This is a genomic window from Nocardioides sp. HDW12B, from assembly GCF_011299595.1.
In the GTDB taxonomy this organism is placed as follows: Bacteria; Actinomycetota; Actinomycetes; order Propionibacteriales; family Nocardioidaceae; genus Marmoricola_A.
This window is the reverse complement of the sequence record NZ_CP049867.1, coordinates 48147-67234: the sequence shown is the minus strand read 5'-3', so window position 1 is coordinate 67234 and position 19088 is coordinate 48147. Positions and strand designations below refer to the sequence as shown.

Here is a 19088-nt window from a genome sequence, read left to right as displayed (position 1 = left end):
TTCCCTCCGTCCGGGTGCCGGTCGCGCCGCGACTACAGTCTCGGTGTGCGCGCACTGTTGCTGGAGAACCTGCATCCCCTGGCCACCAAGATCCTCACAGACGCCGGCCACGAGGTCGACGCCCGCTCGGGGGCGATGGACGAGGAGGAGCTGCTCTCCTCCCTCGGCGAGGTGGACCTGCTCGGCATCCGCTCCAAGACGGTCGTCACCGAGCGTGTCCTGGCCGCCCACCCGCACCTGACCGCGATCGGCGCCTTCTGCATCGGCACCAACCAGATCGACCTGGCCGCGGCCGCCGAGCGCGGCATCGCGGTGTTCAACGCGCCGTTCTCCAACACCCGCTCGGTGGTGGAGCTGGCGATCGCCGAGATCATCGCGATGGGCCGGCAGCTGACCGAGAAGAACAAGGCCATGCACGCCGGCGTGTGGGACAAGTCGGCCGTCGGCAGCCACGAGGTGCGCGGTCGCAAGCTCGGCATCGTCGGCTACGGCAACATCGGCTCACAGCTGTCCGTGGTGGCCGAGACCCTCGGCATGCACGTCTACTTCTACGACGCCGAGGACAAGCTGGCGCTCGGCAACGCCCGCCGTTGCGGCTCCCTGCAGGAGCTCCTCGAGACGGTCGAGACCGTCACGCTGCACGTCGACGGACGCTTGGGCAACGCGGGCATCTTCGGCGCCGAGCAGTTCGCGATGATGCGGCCGCGCTCGCTGTTCCTCAACCTCTCGCGCGGCTTCGTCACCGACTACGACGCGCTGGCCGAGAGCCTGAAGTCGGGCCACATCGCGGGGGCCGCGATCGACGTCTTCCCCGCCGAGCCGAAGCACCAGGGCGACCCGTTCGAGTCGCCGCTGCAGGGCATCCCCAACGTCATCCTCACCCCGCACGTGGGCGGCTCCACCGAGGAGGCGCAGGCCGACATCGGGCGCTTCGTCGGCGGCAAGCTGCGCGACTACGTCGCCCTGGGCAGCACCACCCTGTCGGTGAACCTGCCCGGCCTGACCCCGACGACCGCGCCCTTCGCGCAGCGCATCGCGCACCTGCACGAGAACAACCCCGGCGTCCTGGGCTGCATCAACCAGCGGCTGGCCGAGCACCACATCAACATCATCGGCCAGGTGCTCGCCACCCGTGGCCACCAGGGGTACGTCGTCACCGACACCGACTCCCCCGTGACGCCCGAGGCCCTCACCGCCCTGGGCGACCTCGACGGCACCATCCGCATGCGCTCCCTGACCTGACCCCCCACCCCGTTGGTCGAGCAGCGAGCGAAGCGAGCGTCGTCGAGACCCCGCGAGCCAGGCAGGGACCCACCCGGTGGTCGAGCAGCGAGCGCAGCGAGCGTCGTCGAGACCCCGCAAGCCAGGCAGGGACCCACCCGGTGGTCGAGCAGCGAGCGCAGCGAGCGTCGTCGAGACCCATCGAGTTCTCCACAGTCATCACCACAGCCCCCGCACCCACCCCGCCGCCATGCTCAACTCCCCCATGGCCTGGGTGTACATCCTGCGTTGCGCAGACGACAGCTACTACGTCGGCAGCACCACGAACCTCGAGGTCCGCGTCTACGAGCACCAGCAGGGCCGAGGTGCGGCCTACACCCGCCGCCGACTCCCCGTCGAGCTCGCCTGGTCCCAGGAGTGCGAGTCAGTAGCCGAGGCTTTCGGCCTCGAGAAGCAGTACCAGAACTGGTCACGCGCGAAGCGTGAGGCGTTGATCAAGGGCGAGTACGACGCCCTGCCTCGCCTTGCGCGGGGCCACAACCGCCGACCGCTGTGATCGTGAACCCCGATGATCGAGCAGGTCGCGCAGCGACCGTTGTCGAGATCCAGCCCATGCCCACCAGGTCTCGACGACGCTCGCTGGCGCTCGCTGCTCGACCACCCGGACTGGGTCTCGACGACTCACGGCGATCGAGCAGGTCGCGACTCACGGTGATCGAGCAGGTCGCGCAGCGACCGCTGTCGAGATCCACCCCATGCCCACCAGGTCTCGACGTCGCTCGCTGGCGCTCGCTGCTCGACCACCGGGACTGGGGTCTCGACGACGCACGGTGATCGAGCCGGTTGCGCAGCAACCGTTGTCGAGACCCTCACCAGGTCTCGACGACGCTCGCTGGCGCTCGCTGCTCGACCACCGGGACTGGGTCGACGACGCTCGCTGGCGCTCGCTGCTCGACCACCGGGACCGGGACTCGACGACGCACGGTGGTCGAGCCGGTTGCGCAGCAACCGTTGTCGAGACCCTCACCAGGTCTCGACGACGCTCGCTGGCGCTCGCTGCTCGACCAGCGGGACTGGGTCGACGACGCTCGCTGGCGCTCGCTGCTCGACCACCGGGACCATGTCTCGACCACCGGGACTGGGTCTCGACGACGCTCGCTGGCGCTCGCTGCTCGACCACCGGGAAGGGCGGTGCGCCCCCCTGGCGCACCGCCCTGTTTCGCCCCCTGGTGCGTCAGGTCACGGCGCCGCCAGCACGTTCTCGCAGCCGGTCAGCACGTCCGTCGGGTCGGTCGGTCCGGGCTCCCCGAAGTCCTCGAGGTAGCGCACGGTGTCCTCGCCGGGCCCGCAGGCGATGTCGTCCCGGGCGTCGGTGGCGTCGGCCAGGACGCGGATCACGTCGTCGCCGTCCCCGCCGGAGGCCTCGTGGTTCCCCGGCTCCATGAAGATCCGGTCGCGACCGTCGCCGCCGACCATCGTGGTGCTGCCGGCCCCGCTCCACAGCGCGTCGCCCCCGGGCCCGCCGTACAGCGTGTCGGTCCCACCACCGGCGACCGCGTAGTCGGCGCCCGGGCCGGCGGCGATCACGTCGTTCCCGCTGCCGCCGTGGCCGAAGTCGTCGCCGTAGCCGAGCTCGAGCCGGTCGTTCTCCCCCTGCCCGTAGACCTCGTCGGGTCCCCGCAGCGAGCGGAGTACGTCGTCACCGTGCCGTCCCAGCATGGCGTCGTAGAAGCGGGTGCCGACGAGGGTGTCGGCCCCGTCCGTGCCTCCGATGAACTCGGCCTGGGCCGGGCTCGCCGCGACCATCAGCAACCCGCATGCGCTGGCCACCCCGGCCAGGATCCTGGTGCTCCTCATGTCTGCCTCCTCGGTAGTTCGTGGAGCAGCAGCATGGAGCGGGACCGCGCGCAGGCCCAGCGACGTCAGACCGCGTTCTGACTCCACCCAGGCACCTGGGGCGGCCTGGGAGTCTGGCGGGTGCAGACGATGGGCTCGCCGTAGAAGGTGCGCGGCGAGCGAGCGCGCACGGTGCTGCAGACGCGGTCGAGACCCTCGGAGGTGCGCGAGACCATGGTGGCGGAGAACCCGATCTGCAGGTAGGCCACCGCCATCGCCAGCCGGCCGGCCTCGTCCCGGGTCTCCGACCACCAGCGGTAGCCGGCCGCCTTGTCGCCCACCCGGAAGTTCACCGCGGGCCGCGCGAAGCGGCCGTCGAAGTACTCCCAGGCGTCGCGGGGCTCGCGCCACTCGGAGTAGGTGACCGCACCGACCGGGTCGTCGCTGCCGAGCGGCACCGTGCAGCGCCACTGCCGCAGGGACGGGTCCACCGTCGGGTCGACGAGCTGCTCGCAGCGGCCGAGGTCGCGGCGCAGCGACGGGAAGACCCAGAGCAGGCCGCGCAGACCCATCGGCTCGAGGCAGTCGACGCGGTGCTGCACCGGCGTCCCGTCCCAGCATGTGTGCTTGCCCCGAGGGGTCGGGGTGCTCGAGCTCGCCTGCTGGCAGTCGGCCCCGGTCGCGCCGCCGCTGCGGCCGGCGCCCCGCACGGCGCCGCCGGCCGTGCCGAGCCTGGTGACGGTGCCGGCCGAGTCGGCGGCCACGCAGTCGAGGCCCGGCTCGGCCCGGAGGTCGACGAAGCCTTCCCACGGCACGAGGACGGCAGCCACGACAGCGGCGGCCACCAAGGTGGCGGTCCAGACGGCGCGGGCGCCGCGCGGGCGCCGAGCCTGCGGCCGGGCCCCGGGACGGCGCCGCTGCGTCCCGCTGGATCGGTACGGCGGGAGCGGGGCGAGTCCAGGCGCCGTCGGCTCCGGGTCGCTGGTCAGGCTGTCCGCGTCGAGCACCTCGCCGGGGTGGCTCTGCGCCAGCGCCCACGCCCGCCGGAGGTCGGCCCGCAGCTCGGCAGCGGAGTCGTAGCGCTCCCGGGGGTCCTTGGCCATCGCGCGCTGGAGGATCGCGTTGACCGCCCCGGCCACCACCCCGGGCTCGGGGTAGTGCGGCACGGGTCCACGCAGGTGCTGCATCGCGACCTGCACGTCCGTGCCGTCGTAGGGAGGGGCGCCGGTGAGGGTGGCGACGAGCAGGCAGCCCACCGCGTAGACGTCGGAGGCGACGGTGGACCGCGCCCCGGCGTGGCACTCCGGGGCGAGGTAGCCCCGGGTGCCCGACAGGCGACCGGTCAGCGTGGCCTCGTCGTCGAGGCTGCGCGCGATCCCGAAGTCGGCGAGGTAGGCGAAGCGCTCTCCGTCCGGGGACCGGTGCAGCAGCACGTTGCTGGGCTTGATGTCGCGGTGGATGACGCCGGCGGCGTGGGCGTCGGCGAGCGCGGAGGCGACCTGCTGGACGAGGTCGAGCGCCTCGAGAGGAGGCAGCCCGCCGTGCTCGGTCAGGAGACCCCGGAGGTCCCCGCCGTTGACGAGCGGGGTGGCGATGAAGAGACAGCCGTCCTGCTCGCCGTGCTCGTAGATGTCGATGATGTGCGGGGAGTAGACCTCCGACAGGGTCTGCGCCTCCCGCGCGAAGCGGCGGCGGAAGGCCGGGTCCCCGGTCAGCTCCGGCGCGAGCACCTTGACGGCGACCTTGCGGTCCAGGTCCTCGCGCACCGCGGCGTAGACGACGCCCATGCCGCCGCGGCCGAGCGTGCCGCTGATGCGGTAGCGGCCCAGGACGGAGCCGGGCGCGAGGTTCAAGGACATCAGCTCACCCGGCCTCCTGCAGTCCCAGCCGCAGCAGGTCGTCGCGCACTCCGCGCAGGACGACGTCGGGGAACATCGGGGCGTAGTGGGCGACGACCGCCGCGACCCGGTCGCCGCCGTCCTTGACGTCGAGGTCCGCGGCCTCGGCCGCCTCCTTGAGCCGCTCGTTCACCCAGTACCTGCTGGTGTGGCCGCACCACAGCGCGACCGCGCGACGCAGCGTCTCGCTGGTGCGGGTGGCGCCGGCACCGGGCTCCCCCGGTCCGGGCTGCCGCAGCCGGGGGTAGCGCGCCAGGGTCACCGCCAGCGCCGTGACGGCGATCCAGTCCGGTCCGGCGGAGGCGCTCGGACGGGGCTCCCAGCTCAGACCGGTCCGCTCGGCGGCGGGGCTCACCCCGCGCGGCCGCGGCACGCTGCGTGCGTCGCCCACGGGCAGCGGTACGGCGGCATGGAGGCGGAGCACGACGGGCGGCAGCTCGACCTTGAGGGTGTAGTTGCCGCCGGCGAGGTGGACCGGTCCGGAGCCGAGGCCGATCACGTGCTGCTCGACCTCGTCCTCGGACCTCACCAGGACGCGTCCGTGGTTGCTCTGGCGGGAGACGACGCGGAGCAGCCCGGGCTCGACGTGCTGGAGCACCAGCGAGACCCGGCTCAGCGCGGGCAGCGCCAGCGTCTCGGAGCAGCCGGGGCTGCGGCCGAAGGTCCAGGGCTCACCCGCCGCGAGGTCGACGGAGCGTGCCTCGCCGTCGAGCACGGAGTACTCGAGATGGGTCGACCGCTTCGCCGCCTGCTGCCCGAGATGCACAGCCGTCCACCCCCCTTGTCCGATGACATGAGCCCGCCTGACCTCCCCCTCCAGCCAGACTCCGCCGCCGGGAATCTCAGATGCAGGGCCGAAGGGCAAGGGCCCGGGGGTCGAAAGGCCTAGGGGACCGCCACGCTCCCCGGGTCCCGACGACGCTCGCTGGCGCTCGCTGCTCCTTGGATCGAGCTCGTCGAGATCGACGAACGCTGGGGTCAGTCGCGGGCCTTGTTGCGGAACTGGCGCAGCGCCAGCGGGGCGATCACGGCGGTGATGAGCAGCGCCCAGCCGATGGTGAAGAGCACCGGGTGCTGGAGCGGCAGCTGCGCGTCGGGGGACGCGACCGGGCCGTTGCCCCACAGCTCGCGAGCCGCCTGGGTCAGCGACGAGACCGGGTTCCACTCGGCGATCACACGGAGCACGTCGGGCATGGCCTCCGGCGGCGCGAACGTGTTGGCCAGGAACGTCAGCGGGAACATCACGGTGAACATGAAGCCGTTCACGGCCTCGACCGAGTTGAAGGTCGAGCCGACGAGGATGCCGACCCAGATCATCGCGAAGCCGACGAGCAGGAACAGCCCGAACGCGAGCACCGCCTTGCCGACGCCCTCGTGCATCCGCCAGCCGATGGCCAGACCGGTGAGCGCCATGACGGTGATGCCGATCGAGGAGTGCAGGATGCTGGAGATGCTGCGTCCCACGAGGATCGAGGAGCGCGCGATCGGCAGCGACTTCAGCCGGTCGACGAAGCCCTTCTGCAGGTCGTTGACGAGCCCGAGCGCGACGATGAACGAGCTGAACACCATCGTCTGGGCCATGATCCCGGGGATGAGGTACTCGCGGTACTCGACGTCGCTGCCGGGGATCGCGATGGCGCCGCCGAAGACGAACGCGAAGAGCAGCACGAACATCACCGGCTGGATGGTGACGTCGAGCAGCAGCTCAGGCATCCGCTTGATGTGGAGCAGGTTGCGCCGCACCACGAGGAGGCAGGCGGCCGCGTAGCTCGGCGGCGACAGCGGCTCGCGCCCCTCCGCGGGCTGGGTGCCCAGGTGGGCCGGGGTGGTGGTGGTCGTCATCGGACACCCTCCTCGATGAGCTCCGCGGAGCCGTCGGTCTCGTCCTCGGCCCGGTGGCCGGTGAGGTGCAGGAACACGTCGTCGAGGCTGGGTCGCGCCAGGCCGATGTCGTCGACATCGACACCGTCGGCGTTGATCGCCTCGCTGATCAGGATCATGTCGCCGAGCCCGTCGGCCTTCGCGGTGATGCGGCGCGAGGCGTCGTCGACGTGCACCTCGGGCGCGCAGCGGCGTACGACGGCGGCGGCACGCTCGAGGTCCGCGGCCGTCGCGACGTGGACGACGACGCTGGCCTGGCCCGACTGCTGCTTGAGCTGGGTCGGGGTGCCCTGGGCGATGATGCGGCCCTTGTCGATGACGATGATGTCGTCGGCGAGCTGGTCGGCCTCCTCGAGGTACTGCGTGGTCAGCAGCAGCGTGGTGCCGTCATGGACCAGCCCGCGCAGCACCTCCCACAGCTCGGTGCGGCTGCGGGGGTCGAGCCCGGTGGTGGGCTCGTCGAGGAACAGCACCGGCGGGGTGGCGACGAGGCTGACCGCGAGGTCGAGGCGCCGCCGCATGCCGCCGGAGTAGGTCTTCGCCGTGCGGTCGGCGGCGTCGGTGAGCGAGAACCGCTCGAGCAGGTCGTCGCCGACGCGCTTCACCGCGGCGCTGGAGAGGCCGGCGAAGCGGCCGATGAGGCGGATGTTCTCCCGCCCGGTCAGCAGCTCGTCGACGGTGGCGCTCTGGCCCGTCAGCCCCATCGACCGCCGGACCGCCTCGGGGTCGCCGACGATGTCGTGGCCGGCGACCCGTCCGGTGCCGCTGGTGGGGCGCGACATCGTGGTCAGCATCCGCACCGTGGTCGTCTTGCCGGCTCCGTTGGGCCCGAGGACGCCCATGACCGAGCCCTCCGGCACCTGGAAGCTGACGTGGTCGACGGCCAGGGTGTCGCCGAACTTCTTGACGAGGTCGTCGGCCTCGACTGCGTACGTGGTCATGAGGACACCTCAACAGACGGCACCGACAGGATGCGAGCGGATAACGGGACAGGAAGCAGGACGGCGACGGTCACGGGGTCTCCTTGGGGGCGGCAGCGGCGGGGAAGAGCAGCTCGAGGTAGCGGCGCAGGTGGTCGATCGCGACGATGACGGCGGAGGCGTCGTCGGTGGCCTTGGCCAGCACGAACGAGCCCTGGAGCACGGTCTGGGTGTGCTCGGCCAGCCCGGTCGCGGTGACCGAGGCGGGCGCGCCGTACGTCGCGATGAGGTCACCGAAGTCGGAGACCAGCGTGCCGGCGTGGCCGAGGATGCTGGCCCGGCAGGCGTCGCGGACCTCGGGGTGGGTGGCGTAGGCCTCCTGGACCATGGTGCCGACCAGGCAGGTGAACTCCGCGACGTCGCCGTCGAGCAGGTTCTCCCGCAGCTCGAGGTAGCCCATGATGCGCTCCCACGGGGTGGTGAGCGCGCGGAAGTCGGAGGCGGCGAACATCGCGCCGGTCGAGGAGCTCCAGTGGTCGGCGGCCGCGACGGCCAGCTCGTCCTTGGAGGCGAAGTGGTGGAAAAACGCTCCCTTGGTGACGCCGGCCGCGGCGCAGAGGTCGTCGACCGTGGTGGCGTGCAGACCGCGCTCGCGGATGACGCGCAGGGCAGCCTCGAGCAGCCGCGTGCGTGCGGTCCCCCGGGCGGTGCGCGTCGTCATGGCCACGGAACATACCAACCAGTTGGTACGGCGTCCAGGGGCGATGCGAGAACGAGACCGACCCGTGGCCCTTTCGGGTGGTGATCGCACCACCCGTCGGTGTTACCGTCGAAGCCACCTAGCGCTCGCCGATGGCACTCGGCAATCGGTCCGATGCACTAGAAGGATCACGGGGGATCCAGATGAGTATCAGAGATGCGCTTGCCAGCGTCGTAGGTCACCGTCAGCAGCCGGAGGCGACCACGATCGACTCTCCCTGCGACCGGCTCGAGCTGCGCCTGGCGCCCTACACGGTCACGGAGACGAGCATCAGCGTCCCGCGCCAGCGACAGGGCGGCAGCACAGCGGGCACCGACCGCCCGTCGGACTGACGCCCGTCCCCGAGACGAGAGCCCGGCTCAGCGACGACGCGTCAGCTCGCGCAGGGTGGGGCGTACGTCGAGCACGTAGACCAGAGCAGCGATCGTGCCCGCCAGGTTGAACAGGTTGATCGGGTCACGGAAGACGAGCTGCGACGCGGTGGCGACGCCGAGGATGATGCACCAGGCCGGCTTGGTGAGCTTGTCCGCTGCGACGTAGGCCTCGGCACGGTGGGTCAACGCGTCGACGAACGCGAACGCCTGCAGCACGAAGGTCGCCAGCTTGACGACCAGCAGGATCAGGCTGGGCAGGGCGAAGAGGTCCACCGCCTCAGCCTAGCCGCCGAGGCCGATCAACCTCCTCAGACGCAGCGTGACCCCGACCTCACGGGAGGTCGAGGTCACGCCCTGCTGGCAGTCGAGATCGCCGATGTGGAGGGTCAGACGAGCTCGACTGGTCCGGGATCGACCGGCGTCAGCGCCGGCGAGCGGCTCACGCGGAAGTGGCAGGAGCCTTCTTCGCGGCCGTCGACTTCGCAGCGGAGGTCTTCTTGGTCGCCGTCGACTTCGCAGCGGAGGTCTTCTTGGTGGCCGTCGACTTCGCGGCGGAGGTCTTCTTCGCCGTGGTCGACTTCGCGGCCGACGACTTCTTCGCGGCGGTCGACTTCGCGGCGGACGACTTCTTGGTCACGGCCGACTTCGCCTGCGACTTCTTGGCGGCGGCCTTCTGCGGGACGCTCTCGCCGCGGACCTTCGCCACGGCGGTCTCGCCTCGAGCGGCGAGGGACGCGAACGCGCTGACCTGCTCGTCGAGGGCCTTCTCGACCTCCTTGCGCAGCTCGGCGGCGCGCGCCTCGTACTTGCTGACCAGCGACCGGAGCTCGCCCTGCAGCTCGTTGAAGCGAGCCTCGGCCTTGCCGGGGAAGGACTTCGCCTCTGCCTGGAGCTCGGCGATGACCGCCTCGATGCGCTTCGGCAGGGCCTTCAGCTCACCCTGGAGCTCGGCGAAACGGGCCTCGACGGTCTTCGGGAGGCTCTTGGCCTCACCCTGGAGCTCAGCGATACGACGCTCGAGCCGGACCTGGGCCTTCTTGACGTCGGTGAGCACGGAGTCGAGCTGCTCGCCCACCTGCTTGCGGGCGGTGTCGCCGAGTGCCTTGGGGTCGGTGTCGAGCTTCGACAGTCGCGCGACGGCGTCGTCGAGCTGCGACTGGACGTCGGCGGCCAGCTTGCGGCCGCGCTCGACGGCGACGTCGGCGGTGCCGGCGAGGGCGTAGAGGGGCTTGGTCGGGTCGAGCTTGAACTGCGTGGCCTGGGCCATGTCAGTCTCCTTCGGGGGTGGTGTCGTTGGATGCACGGAACGATCGATAGATGTCGACGAGCGACTGCTTCTGACGGTCGGAGAGTCCCGGGTCGGCCAGGATGGCCAGCTCGACCGAGCGAATCTCGCTGTCGTCGGGGCTGAGGATCCCGGCGCGGACGTAGAGCGTCTCGGCCGAGATGCGCAGGGCGGTCGCGATCGACTGCAGGACCTCGGCGGAGGGACGCCGCAGGCCTCGCTCGATCTGGCTGAGGTAGGGGTTGGAGACCCCCGCTGCATCAGCGAGCTGACGCAGCGACAGCTTGTTGGCGAGTCGCTGCTCTCGGAGGTAGTCGCCCAGCGACCCCATCGTCCTGCCTAGCGGTGTTGCCATGACTCCATGGTGCTAACTAGAGCAAGCAATTGCAAGCTGGAAGCCTGTGACCTGGCCTACGTTCGCGCCTTGCCTGCATAACGAAATCAGGTGCTAGCCGCGGCTAGCACTTCCGTCTGCTCGCGAACCACGCGACGTCAGGGCGGCCACGATGGTTTCGACTGCACCGTCGATGAGGTCCGCCACGCGGGCGTGCGTACGATCCGACCGCCCCATCGGGTCGGGGATGTCGAGCTCCTGGCCACCCACGGTGGCCCGGCGGACAGCGGCGTCCGCCACGAGCTCACGAGGGCGCCCGCGCAGCTCTGGCCCGGCGGTGGAGCAGAGCGCCGCGAATTCGAGCAACGTGAAGGTACGCCGGAGCGCACCCGGCGCCTCCTCCAGGGCCTGCCTGCGTACGTCGACGGTTGCGGTAAGGACGAGGTCCGCATTCCTGACGTGATGAACGTCAAGCCGCCGGGCGACGAATCCGGACGGGTTGCCGCCGAGCCGCTCGAGCTGAGCGGCCGCGGCCGGCTCCATCGAGCGACCGATCATCCCGATGACACCCGCCGATGAAACCGCGAAGCCACCTTCAGCGGCGCCATTGAGCCGGGTGGCGAGGAGTCGCTCAGCCAACGGAGAGCGGCAGATGTTCCCCAGACAAACGGTGAGAACGCGATACGGCCCCGCTTGGCTCACGCCGATCCTCTCGCTCGGTCAGCATGCTGTGGCACTGACGTCACCCATCCCACTGCCGAGCGCCCCTGGTGTGGTGATCAGACGGGGGTCGCCCGTCTCGCCCTCACCCGTCCGAACCTCATAGGAGAGGGTTCGGGTCTCGCCTCTCTCCAGCCCCACGGTAACCGCGCCGACATCGCGTCCCCTGTAGGTGTAGTCACCGAGTGGCGGCTCTTGTCCATCGAGATCTGCTGACACGATGTAGCCACCTGGCGGCGCATAGAGATAGACGGAGTTCAAGATGTCCCCAGGGCGCGTTGGGTTGGTTGGGGGGCCAACGACCGATGTCGGAAGGGTGACTCCTGCAGGCACCGTCGAGGTCATCGTGACCTGCACGTCGAGCGTTTGCCGATCGGCCGAGCACGTTCGAGCGCTGACATCCACCCGGTAGTCGAAATAGGCGCTCAACTTGTCCGCTGCGGAGTCGTTCACATAGACGCCCACCTCGGGGCGCTCGTTTGCGGCTACCGGCAGGTCCCCACCGATCGCAGTTCCGGCGAGCAAGTCTTGCTCCTCGGATCTTTCCGACCACACCATGATCCTGCGTTCGGTGGTTGCTTCCGCCACCGCGCGCAACAGTGCCGCGGGTTCGACCGATCCGCCTGTCAAGGCGTCGAACGCGCCTCTTGCGGTGTCAGCAAAGATCGTGTTCTGCGCCTTCTCGCCCCGGACGTCGAGGTACACCTCCCGCATGAGGTAGTCACGAGCGTCCGTCGCTGTGACGACCTGGCCGCCAGCCAATCGGACCGGGCCTGTCGCCCGCAACAAGTACGAGAGAGCAACTGGGTCCACCGACAGGACTCCGTCAAGTTCCTCGGGTTGGCGACGCTCCCACATCTGACTGACGATGCTCGAGCTTCGCGGGAAGTCTGGGATGAAGACGGTGTCCTGGGGATAGATGGCTGCCCGAGTCGTGAAGAGTTCCACTTCCTCCCCGGTGAGATCGACGAAGGGGCGCGGAAACGTTCCGATGTCGCGAGGAGCCCCTTGCCGCGTCATGCGAACGCTCCCATCCTCGGCCTCGATGATCGCGAGGGCCCCCGGCATGCCGCCTTGCGCTCGGATCTCAGCATTGTTCTGGAACAGCAGAAGATAGGTCCGTTTGCCGTCCTGACCCAGCATCGTGGGCATGAGTTCTGCCGCCGAGGCAGCAGCTCTCGCGGCAGAGTCGGCGAGTTCCAGCGTCTCCTGCAGGTCAAGGACCCTCGTTCTCAGAGGGACGATCAGCCCTGGAGTATCAAGCGTTGCAACCCGCGCATTCCCTTTGGAGACGTCGTCGGCCAAGGAGGCGAGGATCGGCTGAGCAGCTTTGATCCCCTCGATGTCAAATCGCCCACGCACAGGTCGGAAGGCCTCAGGTCTCGCTGCGGACCCGCCTTCCGTCAGCCCTGGGAGGGCCCCACCCAGCAAGTCATCGGCGACAGCACTAACTGTCCGCACGGCCTCGACGTCGTCGCCGACGTCGGGTAGGTAGCTGGCGATCCACCAAATGGGACCGGTGGTGTTGCGTTGCGCTCGACTCGCTGACGATGCAGCGGCCTCGAGACGCGCAGCCGCCTGACGGTCACGTCCCTCACCAAACTTCTTCGCGGCGACCTTCAGGTCAGCAGCCGCGTCCGTCAGCGCATTCTTGACGACAAGGGCCTGCCACACCGTGAACAGCAAGAGAAAAAGCACAACAAAGACTCCGGCGAGAATGCCTCGTCGGAGTCCGTTGCGATCAGATCGGCTCCGAGCCATGCGTGAGGAGGACTCAGAGGGTTGCTGATCGATCAGCGGCGCGGCCGAACCGTCATGAAGTCCGTGTCACTGGAGTCGCGGAATCGGCACTTCCCCAGGTACTGAGCGCGCACCTCGTAGGTGTCAGGCGCAAGGTTGGTCTTGACACGCTTGAATCGCGCAACGCCGTTCTGGTTGAGTCCCTTGGTGCGTCCCCAAACGACCTTGGACCCGTTTCGCGTGTCCTTGCGGATCGTCAGCCGCACCTCGCCCCGCGGCGTGGGTCCACTGGACCGCACCTCGACCCGGGCCTGGTTGCGCTCACCTCGGCGAACGACTGACTTGGCGAGCTCGAGCTCGGTCGTCGTCACAACGGAGTCCGGGTACGAGCAGGCCATGAGCTCGAGTGACGGTGCTGCGACCATGGTCGCTCCCGGCAGGAAGAGCAGCGAAGCTGCGGCGGTGCCGACGGTGGCCTTGACGGCCGCTTTCTTGATCATGATGTCCTCACGAACTCAATGTTGTGAGGGCGGCGGCGCGAAGCCCCCGTGAACCCCCGATTTGCCAATACGCGCGCACTCTATCAATGGCTCTGCTCGGTTTGGCAACCGCCGCAGGTCCCTACTTGGCGCACGCTCTGCCCGACAGCAGCAGGTGCGGCGCAAAGTTGAGCGGCAAGACCCATAATGAGCGCGTGACTGCCCCCCCACAGCACTGCCCTTCGCCCCGCGAGCTCGACGATCTGGAGCTCATCGCCTACGGCGCCCTCGGCGGCCGCCAAGGATTTGGCGGCGCGGACGATCTCGTCCAACTCGTTGTACCAGCGTCTGTGGCCGCTGCACTCGGACGAGACGGTCTGGAGCTCGTCGATCCCGAGGGCACCGCCCTGGCACACTTGACGGTTGAGGACAGGTTTGATGCCGAGCAGGGCACCGGGCTCGCCGGCGCGGTCGAGTCACGGGGGCACCATGTGTTCGGCGCGTTCCGTCGGCTCTACCTCTCGCCCGCCCAGGTGCATGAAATGTACGGCGAGGACACTCTGACGATCCCGGTGGCCGGCCCATTGACGTCAGCCGATATCGAGGGCATCACCGACCGAGCCCAGAACCGCCAGGTCGTCCTGCTCGCACTGGTCGGGCACGGCACACCGAGCTTCGAGGGCCGTCCACTGTCCGCGACCGGCCTCCTGCGAGCGACCCTCGCCGCCGCGGACCTCCTGCCGAACGCCGCCGTGGTGGCTGCGCCCCTGGCCTCCCGTGGTCCGGGCCGCGCGTCAGACGACCACTCACTGGGGGAGATCGTGACATCGGCCTACGCCGCCGGAGACGTCTTCGCGGTCCCGGGCGACGGCGAGCTTCCTGACGAGGTGGCCGCGGTCGTGGACGCCGAGATCCTGCCCCCGAGTGAGATCGGTCTGGTGCTGTTCTTCACCGGCCTTTCCGGCAGCGGTAAGTCCACCCTGGCTCGCGCACTGACCGACGTCGTCCTCGAGCGGGGTGAACGCACCATCACGAGCCTCGACGGTGACGTCGTACGCCGGAACCTCTCCGCCGGCCTCACCTTCTCCAAGGCCGATCGCGAGACCAACATCCGCCGCATCGGCTGGGTGGCCGCCGAAATCAGTCGGCACCGCGGTTTGGCGATCTGCAGCCCGATCGCGCCGTTCGACGAGACCCGGCAGCAGGTGCGAGCCATGGTCGATGCCGCGGGCGGAGTCTTCTTCCTCATCCACGTAGCCACCCCCGTCGAGGAGTGCGAGCGGCGTGACCGCAAGGGCCTCTACGCCAGGGCGCGCCGCGGCGAGATCCCGGAGTTCACGGGCATATCGTCGCCCTACGAGGAGCCGGCCGACGCCGACGTCCGCGTCGACACCACCGGCCGCAGCATCGAGGACTGCCTCGCGGAGGTGCTCGACGCCCTGGACGAGTCCGGCTACCTCCCCCACCCGTCGGGCGAGCGTGCACCTGGAGTCACCACATGACCGAGTTCCTGCAGATCGCGGCCGCGGCCTTCGCCGTCGGCATCGTCGTCGGTCTGACAGGCATGGGTGGCGGAGCCCTCATGACGCCGGCGCTGATCTTTCTCGGCGTCGGCGACACCAAGGCCGTCATCACTGCGGACCTGACCGCGGCCGCCGTCTACAAGTCCGGCGGCGCGATCGTGCACTCGCGCCACGGCGCGCCGAACTTCGAGATGGCCAAGTGGCTGATCGTCGGTTCGGTGCCGATGGCCTTCCTCGGCCCGTTCCTCGTCAAAGCGGTGGTCGACCCTGACAAGGTCGACGACGTCCTGAAGATCTGCATCGGCTTCGCCCTGCTCTTCGCAGCCGCCACCTACGCGCTGCGCCTCTACATCAACCTGCGCGCCGTCCGTCGCGGCTTCGAGCCCGACGACAGCAAGGTGCAGATCCGCCCCATCCCAACGATCGCCGTCGGCGCGGTTGGCGGGTTGCTGGTCGGCGTCACGTCGGTCGGCTCCGGCTCGGTCATCATGGTGGCCCTGCTCATGCTCTACCCGGCGCTGTCGGCGGTGAAGCTGGTCGGCACCGACCTGGTGCAGGCGGTGCCGCTGGTGCTGGCGGCTGCGATCGCCAACATCCTGGCCCACGGCCTCGACTGGGGACTCACCATCCCGCTCATCATCGGCTCCGTGCCGGGCACCATCATCGGCTCGCGCCTGGCGCCTGCGGTGCCCCAGTCGATCATCCGCCGCGGCATCGTCGTCGTGCTCTGCATGTCGGGCGTCGCACTGCTCGACAAGGCCGGTTGGGCGCCGCTGGGCGCTGCCGAGGACGAGACCTACCCAATGCTGATCGCGGCCACGGGCGTCATGGTGCTGGTCCTCGTGCCGATCGTCTGGGGATTCATCCGCAAGTCGGAGGGGTTGCCGTTCTTCGGTGGCCCGACCGTGCGCGAGATCGAGGAAGGCCGCGCACAACACACCGAAACTCGGTAGCCACGAGGCTGACAATCGAGAGTGCTCGCGGCAGCGTGAGGCCATCGAAGCCCATCGCACCGTCCCCTACAGAGATTGGGTATCAAACCTCTCACCGGCGCGCTCACGTGAACCTCACATCTTCATTCGCGGTCCGATCAAACGGGCCCTTTAGTTCGGCTCTAGTGTTAAGCCTGCTGACTATCTCGCACCCAATCCACTTTCTCGGAGCTCGGCCCGCGCACATTCGGGTAGCACGAGGTGTACGCGGTAGGAATCAGTGCCGCGCTCGCCGGCGAGTCGGACCCGAGCAGGGTCCCGGTGATTTGATTGCGACATCTGACCACCGCCGTACTGACCGTCACTTGCGTAAGCGCGGGGGACTCAATCCTTGACTGCGACGACGTAGAAACCTCCAGCGATACGACCGGCCTGCGGTGAGCGCGCGCACACCGTGTCGAGACGTTTCACCGGAAAAAGCAACACTGAGAAAATCGCCTTGACTACCCGATACAGCGGGGTCGACTTTCCCGAAAGGAGGATTGCAAAGAACTCGACAGCTACCCGGTAAAAGCCCGTCGCCGCCCCGACAGACTGCTGCCGACGCACTGCGCGGAGCCCCGAGGACTCGGCAAGCCTTGAGATCCCCTCCTCGGTGAAACGCCAGTAGTCGTGTGGGGATGGATGAAATCCGATGATAAATGGAACCTGCAGGTAGAGTTTGCCACCAGGGCGTAGGACTCGTGCGACTTCCCGCATGACCGTCGCAGGGTCCGAAACGTGTTCCAGAGTCTCCTGAGTAACGACTAGATCCAGACTGCAATCCGGGAGCGGCAGATTTGCGGCGTCCCCGACAATATCTACGAGCGGACCATCCTTGAGGTCCAGGTTCTTGAGTCTCGGGTCAAGTCGAGAACTTCCGGCCCCTACGTTCAGTCCGGTCGCACTCGCAGGGAGCTCGCCCAGAAGCAGTTGCAGCTCTTTCGTGACGTGGGCACTCTTGCCGTGGTCCGCGTAGAAGCGTTCGACAAAACGCCACCTGATGGACTTCAGCAGACTCTTCACTCAACATCCCCACTTTCGAGCACCTGAACAAAGCTGAGCATAGACCGCCGAGTTGCACTCCGTGGCGGTTGCGTGGTCGGCGGGTCATGAAGCTCTCCTGCAATGACCTGACCTTTACGGCTCCCCAGTCGCTTGCTCAATCCTCAGGAACCTCAGTGTGCGGCTCGCACCACCCAGACCCAGCACCCAAGGATCGTCGAATCTGAGGCTCGTTCGCTCGACCCGATGGTCGGCGGCTGGGTGAAGTGCCCAGAGCCGAACTGATCCCCACACTCCTCCGTCCCGGATGAGATTAGTGTGAACCTTCGGCGAAACAGTCCTAGTGGTAGTCGGGGGGAGAATTCATGCGGCACGGCCGACCGAACGTACTGGTCACGAGCGCTGGGCGTCGCGGCGAGCTCATCGAGATTCTGCGGCAGTCCTTCGCCGCGGGCGGCCGCCGCGCCTCGGTGTTCACCGCGGATGCTTCGGCACTCTCCGCAGCCGGACTGGTCGGCGATGGCCATCACGTCGTGCCTCGCCTGGACGATCCGACGTATCTCGACGTTCTCACCCGGCTCTGCGATGAGCTCGACGTCGGCCACGTGGTGCCGACGATCGACACTGAGCTGCCCCTCATGGCGAGCGCCGTCCGGCATCTTGACAACCAAGGGACCCGGGTGTGGGTGTCAGGGCCGGAGACTATTGCACTCGCCCAGGACAAGCGGCTGACGAACAGGTTCCTCGCCGAGCACGGACTCCCCCACGCGCGGCAATGGGACTTGGACTCGCTCGACGACTTTCACAGCCTCTCCTTTCCCGTGATTGCGAAACCTGCGCGAGGATCGAGCTCGGTGGGTTTGGCTCGCGTCACCTCATCTGACGCCCTCTCCCAACTCCGGACCGAGCGAGGGGGCCAGGACTACGTTGTCGAGTCCGTGGCTCGCGGCACTGAGTACACCGTCGACGTGCTTGTCGATCGGCTGGGCACCTGCCGAGCATCGATTCCTCGAAAGAGGCTCGAGGTGCGCGCGGGTGAGGTTTCGAAGGGGGTTACGGTCGACCGCCCTGATCTGGCGGCTCTCGCACGAGAGGTCGTCACGAAGCTGCCCGACGCGTTCGGGGTGCTGAACGTCCAGATCTTTGCCGACGCAACAGGTCCGAGTGCTGTGATCGAGGTGAACGCGCGGTTCGGAGGCGGCTTCCCGCTCACGTACCGCGCCGGCGCGGATCTTCCGGGCTGGCTCGCGCAGGACATCGACCTGGTTCCGCCGACCGCTTCACTTCAGTGGGCGGCTGGGCTCGTGATGCTGCGCTACGACAGAGCCGTGTTCGCGTCGGCCGACGACCTGGGCGTGCAGACGTGATTCGCGGTGTGGTTCTGGATGTCGATGACACGGTCTATCTCGAGCGTGATTACGTCAGGAGCGGTTTTGAGGCGGTCGGCTCATGGGCTGACACGTCCCTAGGCGTGTCCGGCGTTTCGGCCGTGGCCTGGCGACTGTTCGAGTCTGGAGTGCGTGGGCGCACGCTCACCAACGCGCTCGCGCAGCAAGGAGTCGAGGTCACGCCTTCAGTTCGCGATGAAGCGATCGCGGTCTACCGGTCTCATCGACCGCGGATTGAGCCTCTACCCGATACCCGCATCTTTCTGGACCGCCTACGGCGCCCCTGGGGGGTGGTGACCGACGGCCCGGCGGTCAGTCAGCGCGCCAAGTGCGAGGCTTTGGGTCTCGGAGGGGCGGCCGCCCTGATTGTTACGGCCGAGCTGGGCACGAGCAAGCCTGACCAGCGCTGTTTCGAGGAGGTAGAGCTCGCTCTCGGGCTCAGCGGACCGGACCTCGTCTATGTGGCCGACAATCCGCACAAAGACTTCGACGGCCCACTCGCGCGCGGCTGGCGTGTGCTGCGAGTCCGCCGACCCGAGAGCCTTCACGAGAGCGCGGACTCGCCGAGAGGCGTTGGCGAGGTTTCCTCGCTCGAGCCGGTCAACGATCTGGGGGGCGCCAGCGAGCAGGCACTGGCCGAGCTCCTCAGAGAACTCGGACGTCCGAATCACCGGTGATCGTCATTTCCGTGCGGCGGGGGCGGGCATGGTCCGCGCACGACCCTGGTGATGGGTAGCATGGCCGCTGGTCCCA

Annotated in this window: 19 protein-coding genes; 6 read left to right on the top strand and 13 right to left on the bottom strand. The window is 68.6% G+C overall.

Annotated features, from left to right (window positions below; genetic code table 11):
* The first annotated feature begins 45 nt into the window (after positions 1 to 45).
* Together serA and G7072_RS00315 are read left to right on the top strand one after the other, a co-directional pair.
* Entirely contained in the window at positions 46 to 1242 is a 1197-nt protein-coding gene (serA, locus tag G7072_RS00320) for a phosphoglycerate dehydrogenase (protein WP_206063230.1), read from the top strand.
* Between the two features lie 229 nt (positions 1243 to 1471).
* Positions 1472 to 1777 carry a GIY-YIG nuclease family protein gene (locus G7072_RS00315; protein WP_240917069.1) on the top strand — a complete coding sequence of 102 codons (306 nt, stop codon included), beginning with the start codon at positions 1472 to 1474 and terminating at the stop codon, positions 1775 to 1777.
* 683 nt (positions 1778 to 2460) lie between these two features.
* On the opposite strand, the gene G7072_RS00310 is transcribed toward G7072_RS00315, so the two are convergent.
* From G7072_RS00310 to G7072_RS00255, 12 genes are all read right to left on the bottom strand, one after another.
* A complete protein-coding gene (locus tag G7072_RS00310) occupies positions 2461 to 3078 on the bottom strand; it encodes a calcium-binding protein (protein ID WP_166083666.1) in 618 nt (205 codons plus the stop codon).
* A gap of 65 nt (positions 3079 to 3143) precedes the next feature.
* Complete coding sequence (locus G7072_RS00305) at positions 3144 to 4916, bottom strand: serine/threonine-protein kinase (protein ID WP_166083664.1); 1773 nt, start codon at positions 4914 to 4916, stop codon at positions 3144 to 3146.
* A 4-nt stretch (positions 4917 to 4920) separates the two neighbouring features.
* On the bottom strand, positions 4921 to 5721 hold the full coding sequence (locus tag G7072_RS00300) for a hypothetical protein (RefSeq protein ID WP_166083663.1): 801 nt from the start codon (positions 5719 to 5721) through the stop codon (positions 4921 to 4923).
* 212 nt (positions 5722 to 5933) lie between these two features.
* Entirely contained in the window at positions 5934 to 6797 is an 864-nt protein-coding gene (locus G7072_RS00295) for an ABC transporter permease (RefSeq protein WP_166083662.1), read from the bottom strand.
* Positions 6794 to 7777: an ATP-binding cassette domain-containing protein gene (locus G7072_RS00290; RefSeq protein WP_166083661.1), complete on the bottom strand. Its 984-nt coding sequence runs from the start codon at positions 7775 to 7777 to the stop codon at positions 6794 to 6796. The genes G7072_RS00295 and G7072_RS00290 overlap by 4 nt, the downstream gene beginning before the upstream one ends.
* A 70-nt stretch (positions 7778 to 7847) precedes the next feature.
* The gene (locus G7072_RS00285) at positions 7848 to 8477 is read right to left on the bottom strand and encodes a TetR/AcrR family transcriptional regulator (RefSeq protein ID WP_166083660.1); all 630 of its coding nucleotides are present in this window, start codon (positions 8475 to 8477) and stop codon (positions 7848 to 7850) included.
* A 398-nt stretch (positions 8478 to 8875) separates the two neighbouring features.
* Positions 8876 to 9163, bottom strand: a complete 288-nt coding sequence (locus tag G7072_RS00280; RefSeq protein ID WP_166083659.1) for a DUF2516 family protein — start codon at positions 9161 to 9163, stop codon at positions 8876 to 8878.
* Between the two features lie 166 nt (positions 9164 to 9329).
* Complete coding sequence (locus G7072_RS19680; protein ID WP_206063229.1) at positions 9330 to 10157, bottom strand: hypothetical protein; 828 nt, start codon at positions 10155 to 10157, stop codon at positions 9330 to 9332.
* A 1-nt stretch (position 10158) separates the two neighbouring features.
* Positions 10159 to 10530 carry a helix-turn-helix transcriptional regulator gene (locus tag G7072_RS00270; protein ID WP_206063228.1) on the bottom strand — a complete coding sequence of 124 codons (372 nt, stop codon included), beginning with the start codon at positions 10528 to 10530 and terminating at the stop codon, positions 10159 to 10161.
* Positions 10531 to 10623: 93 nt separating this feature from the next.
* Positions 10624 to 11211 carry a hypothetical protein gene (locus G7072_RS00265; protein WP_166083658.1) on the bottom strand — a complete coding sequence of 196 codons (588 nt, stop codon included), beginning with the start codon at positions 11209 to 11211 and terminating at the stop codon, positions 10624 to 10626.
* An 18-nt stretch (positions 11212 to 11229) separates the two neighbouring features.
* On the bottom strand, positions 11230 to 12915 hold the full coding sequence (locus G7072_RS00260; RefSeq protein ID WP_166083657.1) for a DUF4012 domain-containing protein: 1686 nt from the start codon (positions 12913 to 12915) through the stop codon (positions 11230 to 11232).
* Between the two features lie 107 nt (positions 12916 to 13022).
* Complete coding sequence (locus G7072_RS00255) at positions 13023 to 13469, bottom strand: Ig-like domain repeat protein (RefSeq protein ID WP_166083656.1); 447 nt, start codon at positions 13467 to 13469, stop codon at positions 13023 to 13025.
* Between the two features lie 194 nt (positions 13470 to 13663).
* On the opposite strand from G7072_RS00255, the gene cysC reads away from it, so the two are divergent.
* Together cysC and G7072_RS00245 are read left to right on the top strand one after the other, a co-directional pair.
* The gene (gene cysC, locus G7072_RS00250) at positions 13664 to 14950 is read left to right on the top strand and encodes an adenylyl-sulfate kinase (protein ID WP_206063227.1); all 1287 of its coding nucleotides are present in this window, start codon (positions 13664 to 13666) and stop codon (positions 14948 to 14950) included.
* Positions 14947 to 15924 carry a sulfite exporter TauE/SafE family protein gene (locus tag G7072_RS00245; protein ID WP_166083654.1) on the top strand — a complete coding sequence of 326 codons (978 nt, stop codon included), beginning with the start codon at positions 14947 to 14949 and terminating at the stop codon, positions 15922 to 15924. The genes cysC and G7072_RS00245 overlap by 4 nt, the downstream gene beginning before the upstream one ends.
* A gap of 363 nt (positions 15925 to 16287) precedes the next feature.
* On the opposite strand, the gene G7072_RS00240 is transcribed toward G7072_RS00245, so the two are convergent.
* Entirely contained in the window at positions 16288 to 16968 is a 681-nt protein-coding gene (locus G7072_RS00240; RefSeq protein ID WP_166083653.1) for a class I SAM-dependent methyltransferase, read from the bottom strand.
* 344 nt (positions 16969 to 17312) lie between these two features.
* Between G7072_RS00240 and G7072_RS00235 the strand changes: the two genes are divergently transcribed.
* On the top strand, positions 17313 to 18314 hold the full coding sequence (locus G7072_RS00235) for an ATP-grasp domain-containing protein (RefSeq protein WP_166083652.1): 1002 nt from the start codon (positions 17313 to 17315) through the stop codon (positions 18312 to 18314).
* Positions 18311 to 19012, top strand: a complete 702-nt coding sequence (locus G7072_RS00230; protein WP_166083650.1) for an HAD family hydrolase — start codon at positions 18311 to 18313, stop codon at positions 19010 to 19012. Before G7072_RS00235 ends, G7072_RS00230 begins: the two co-directional genes overlap by 4 nt.
* The last annotated feature ends 76 nt before the right edge of the window (positions 19013 to 19088 follow it).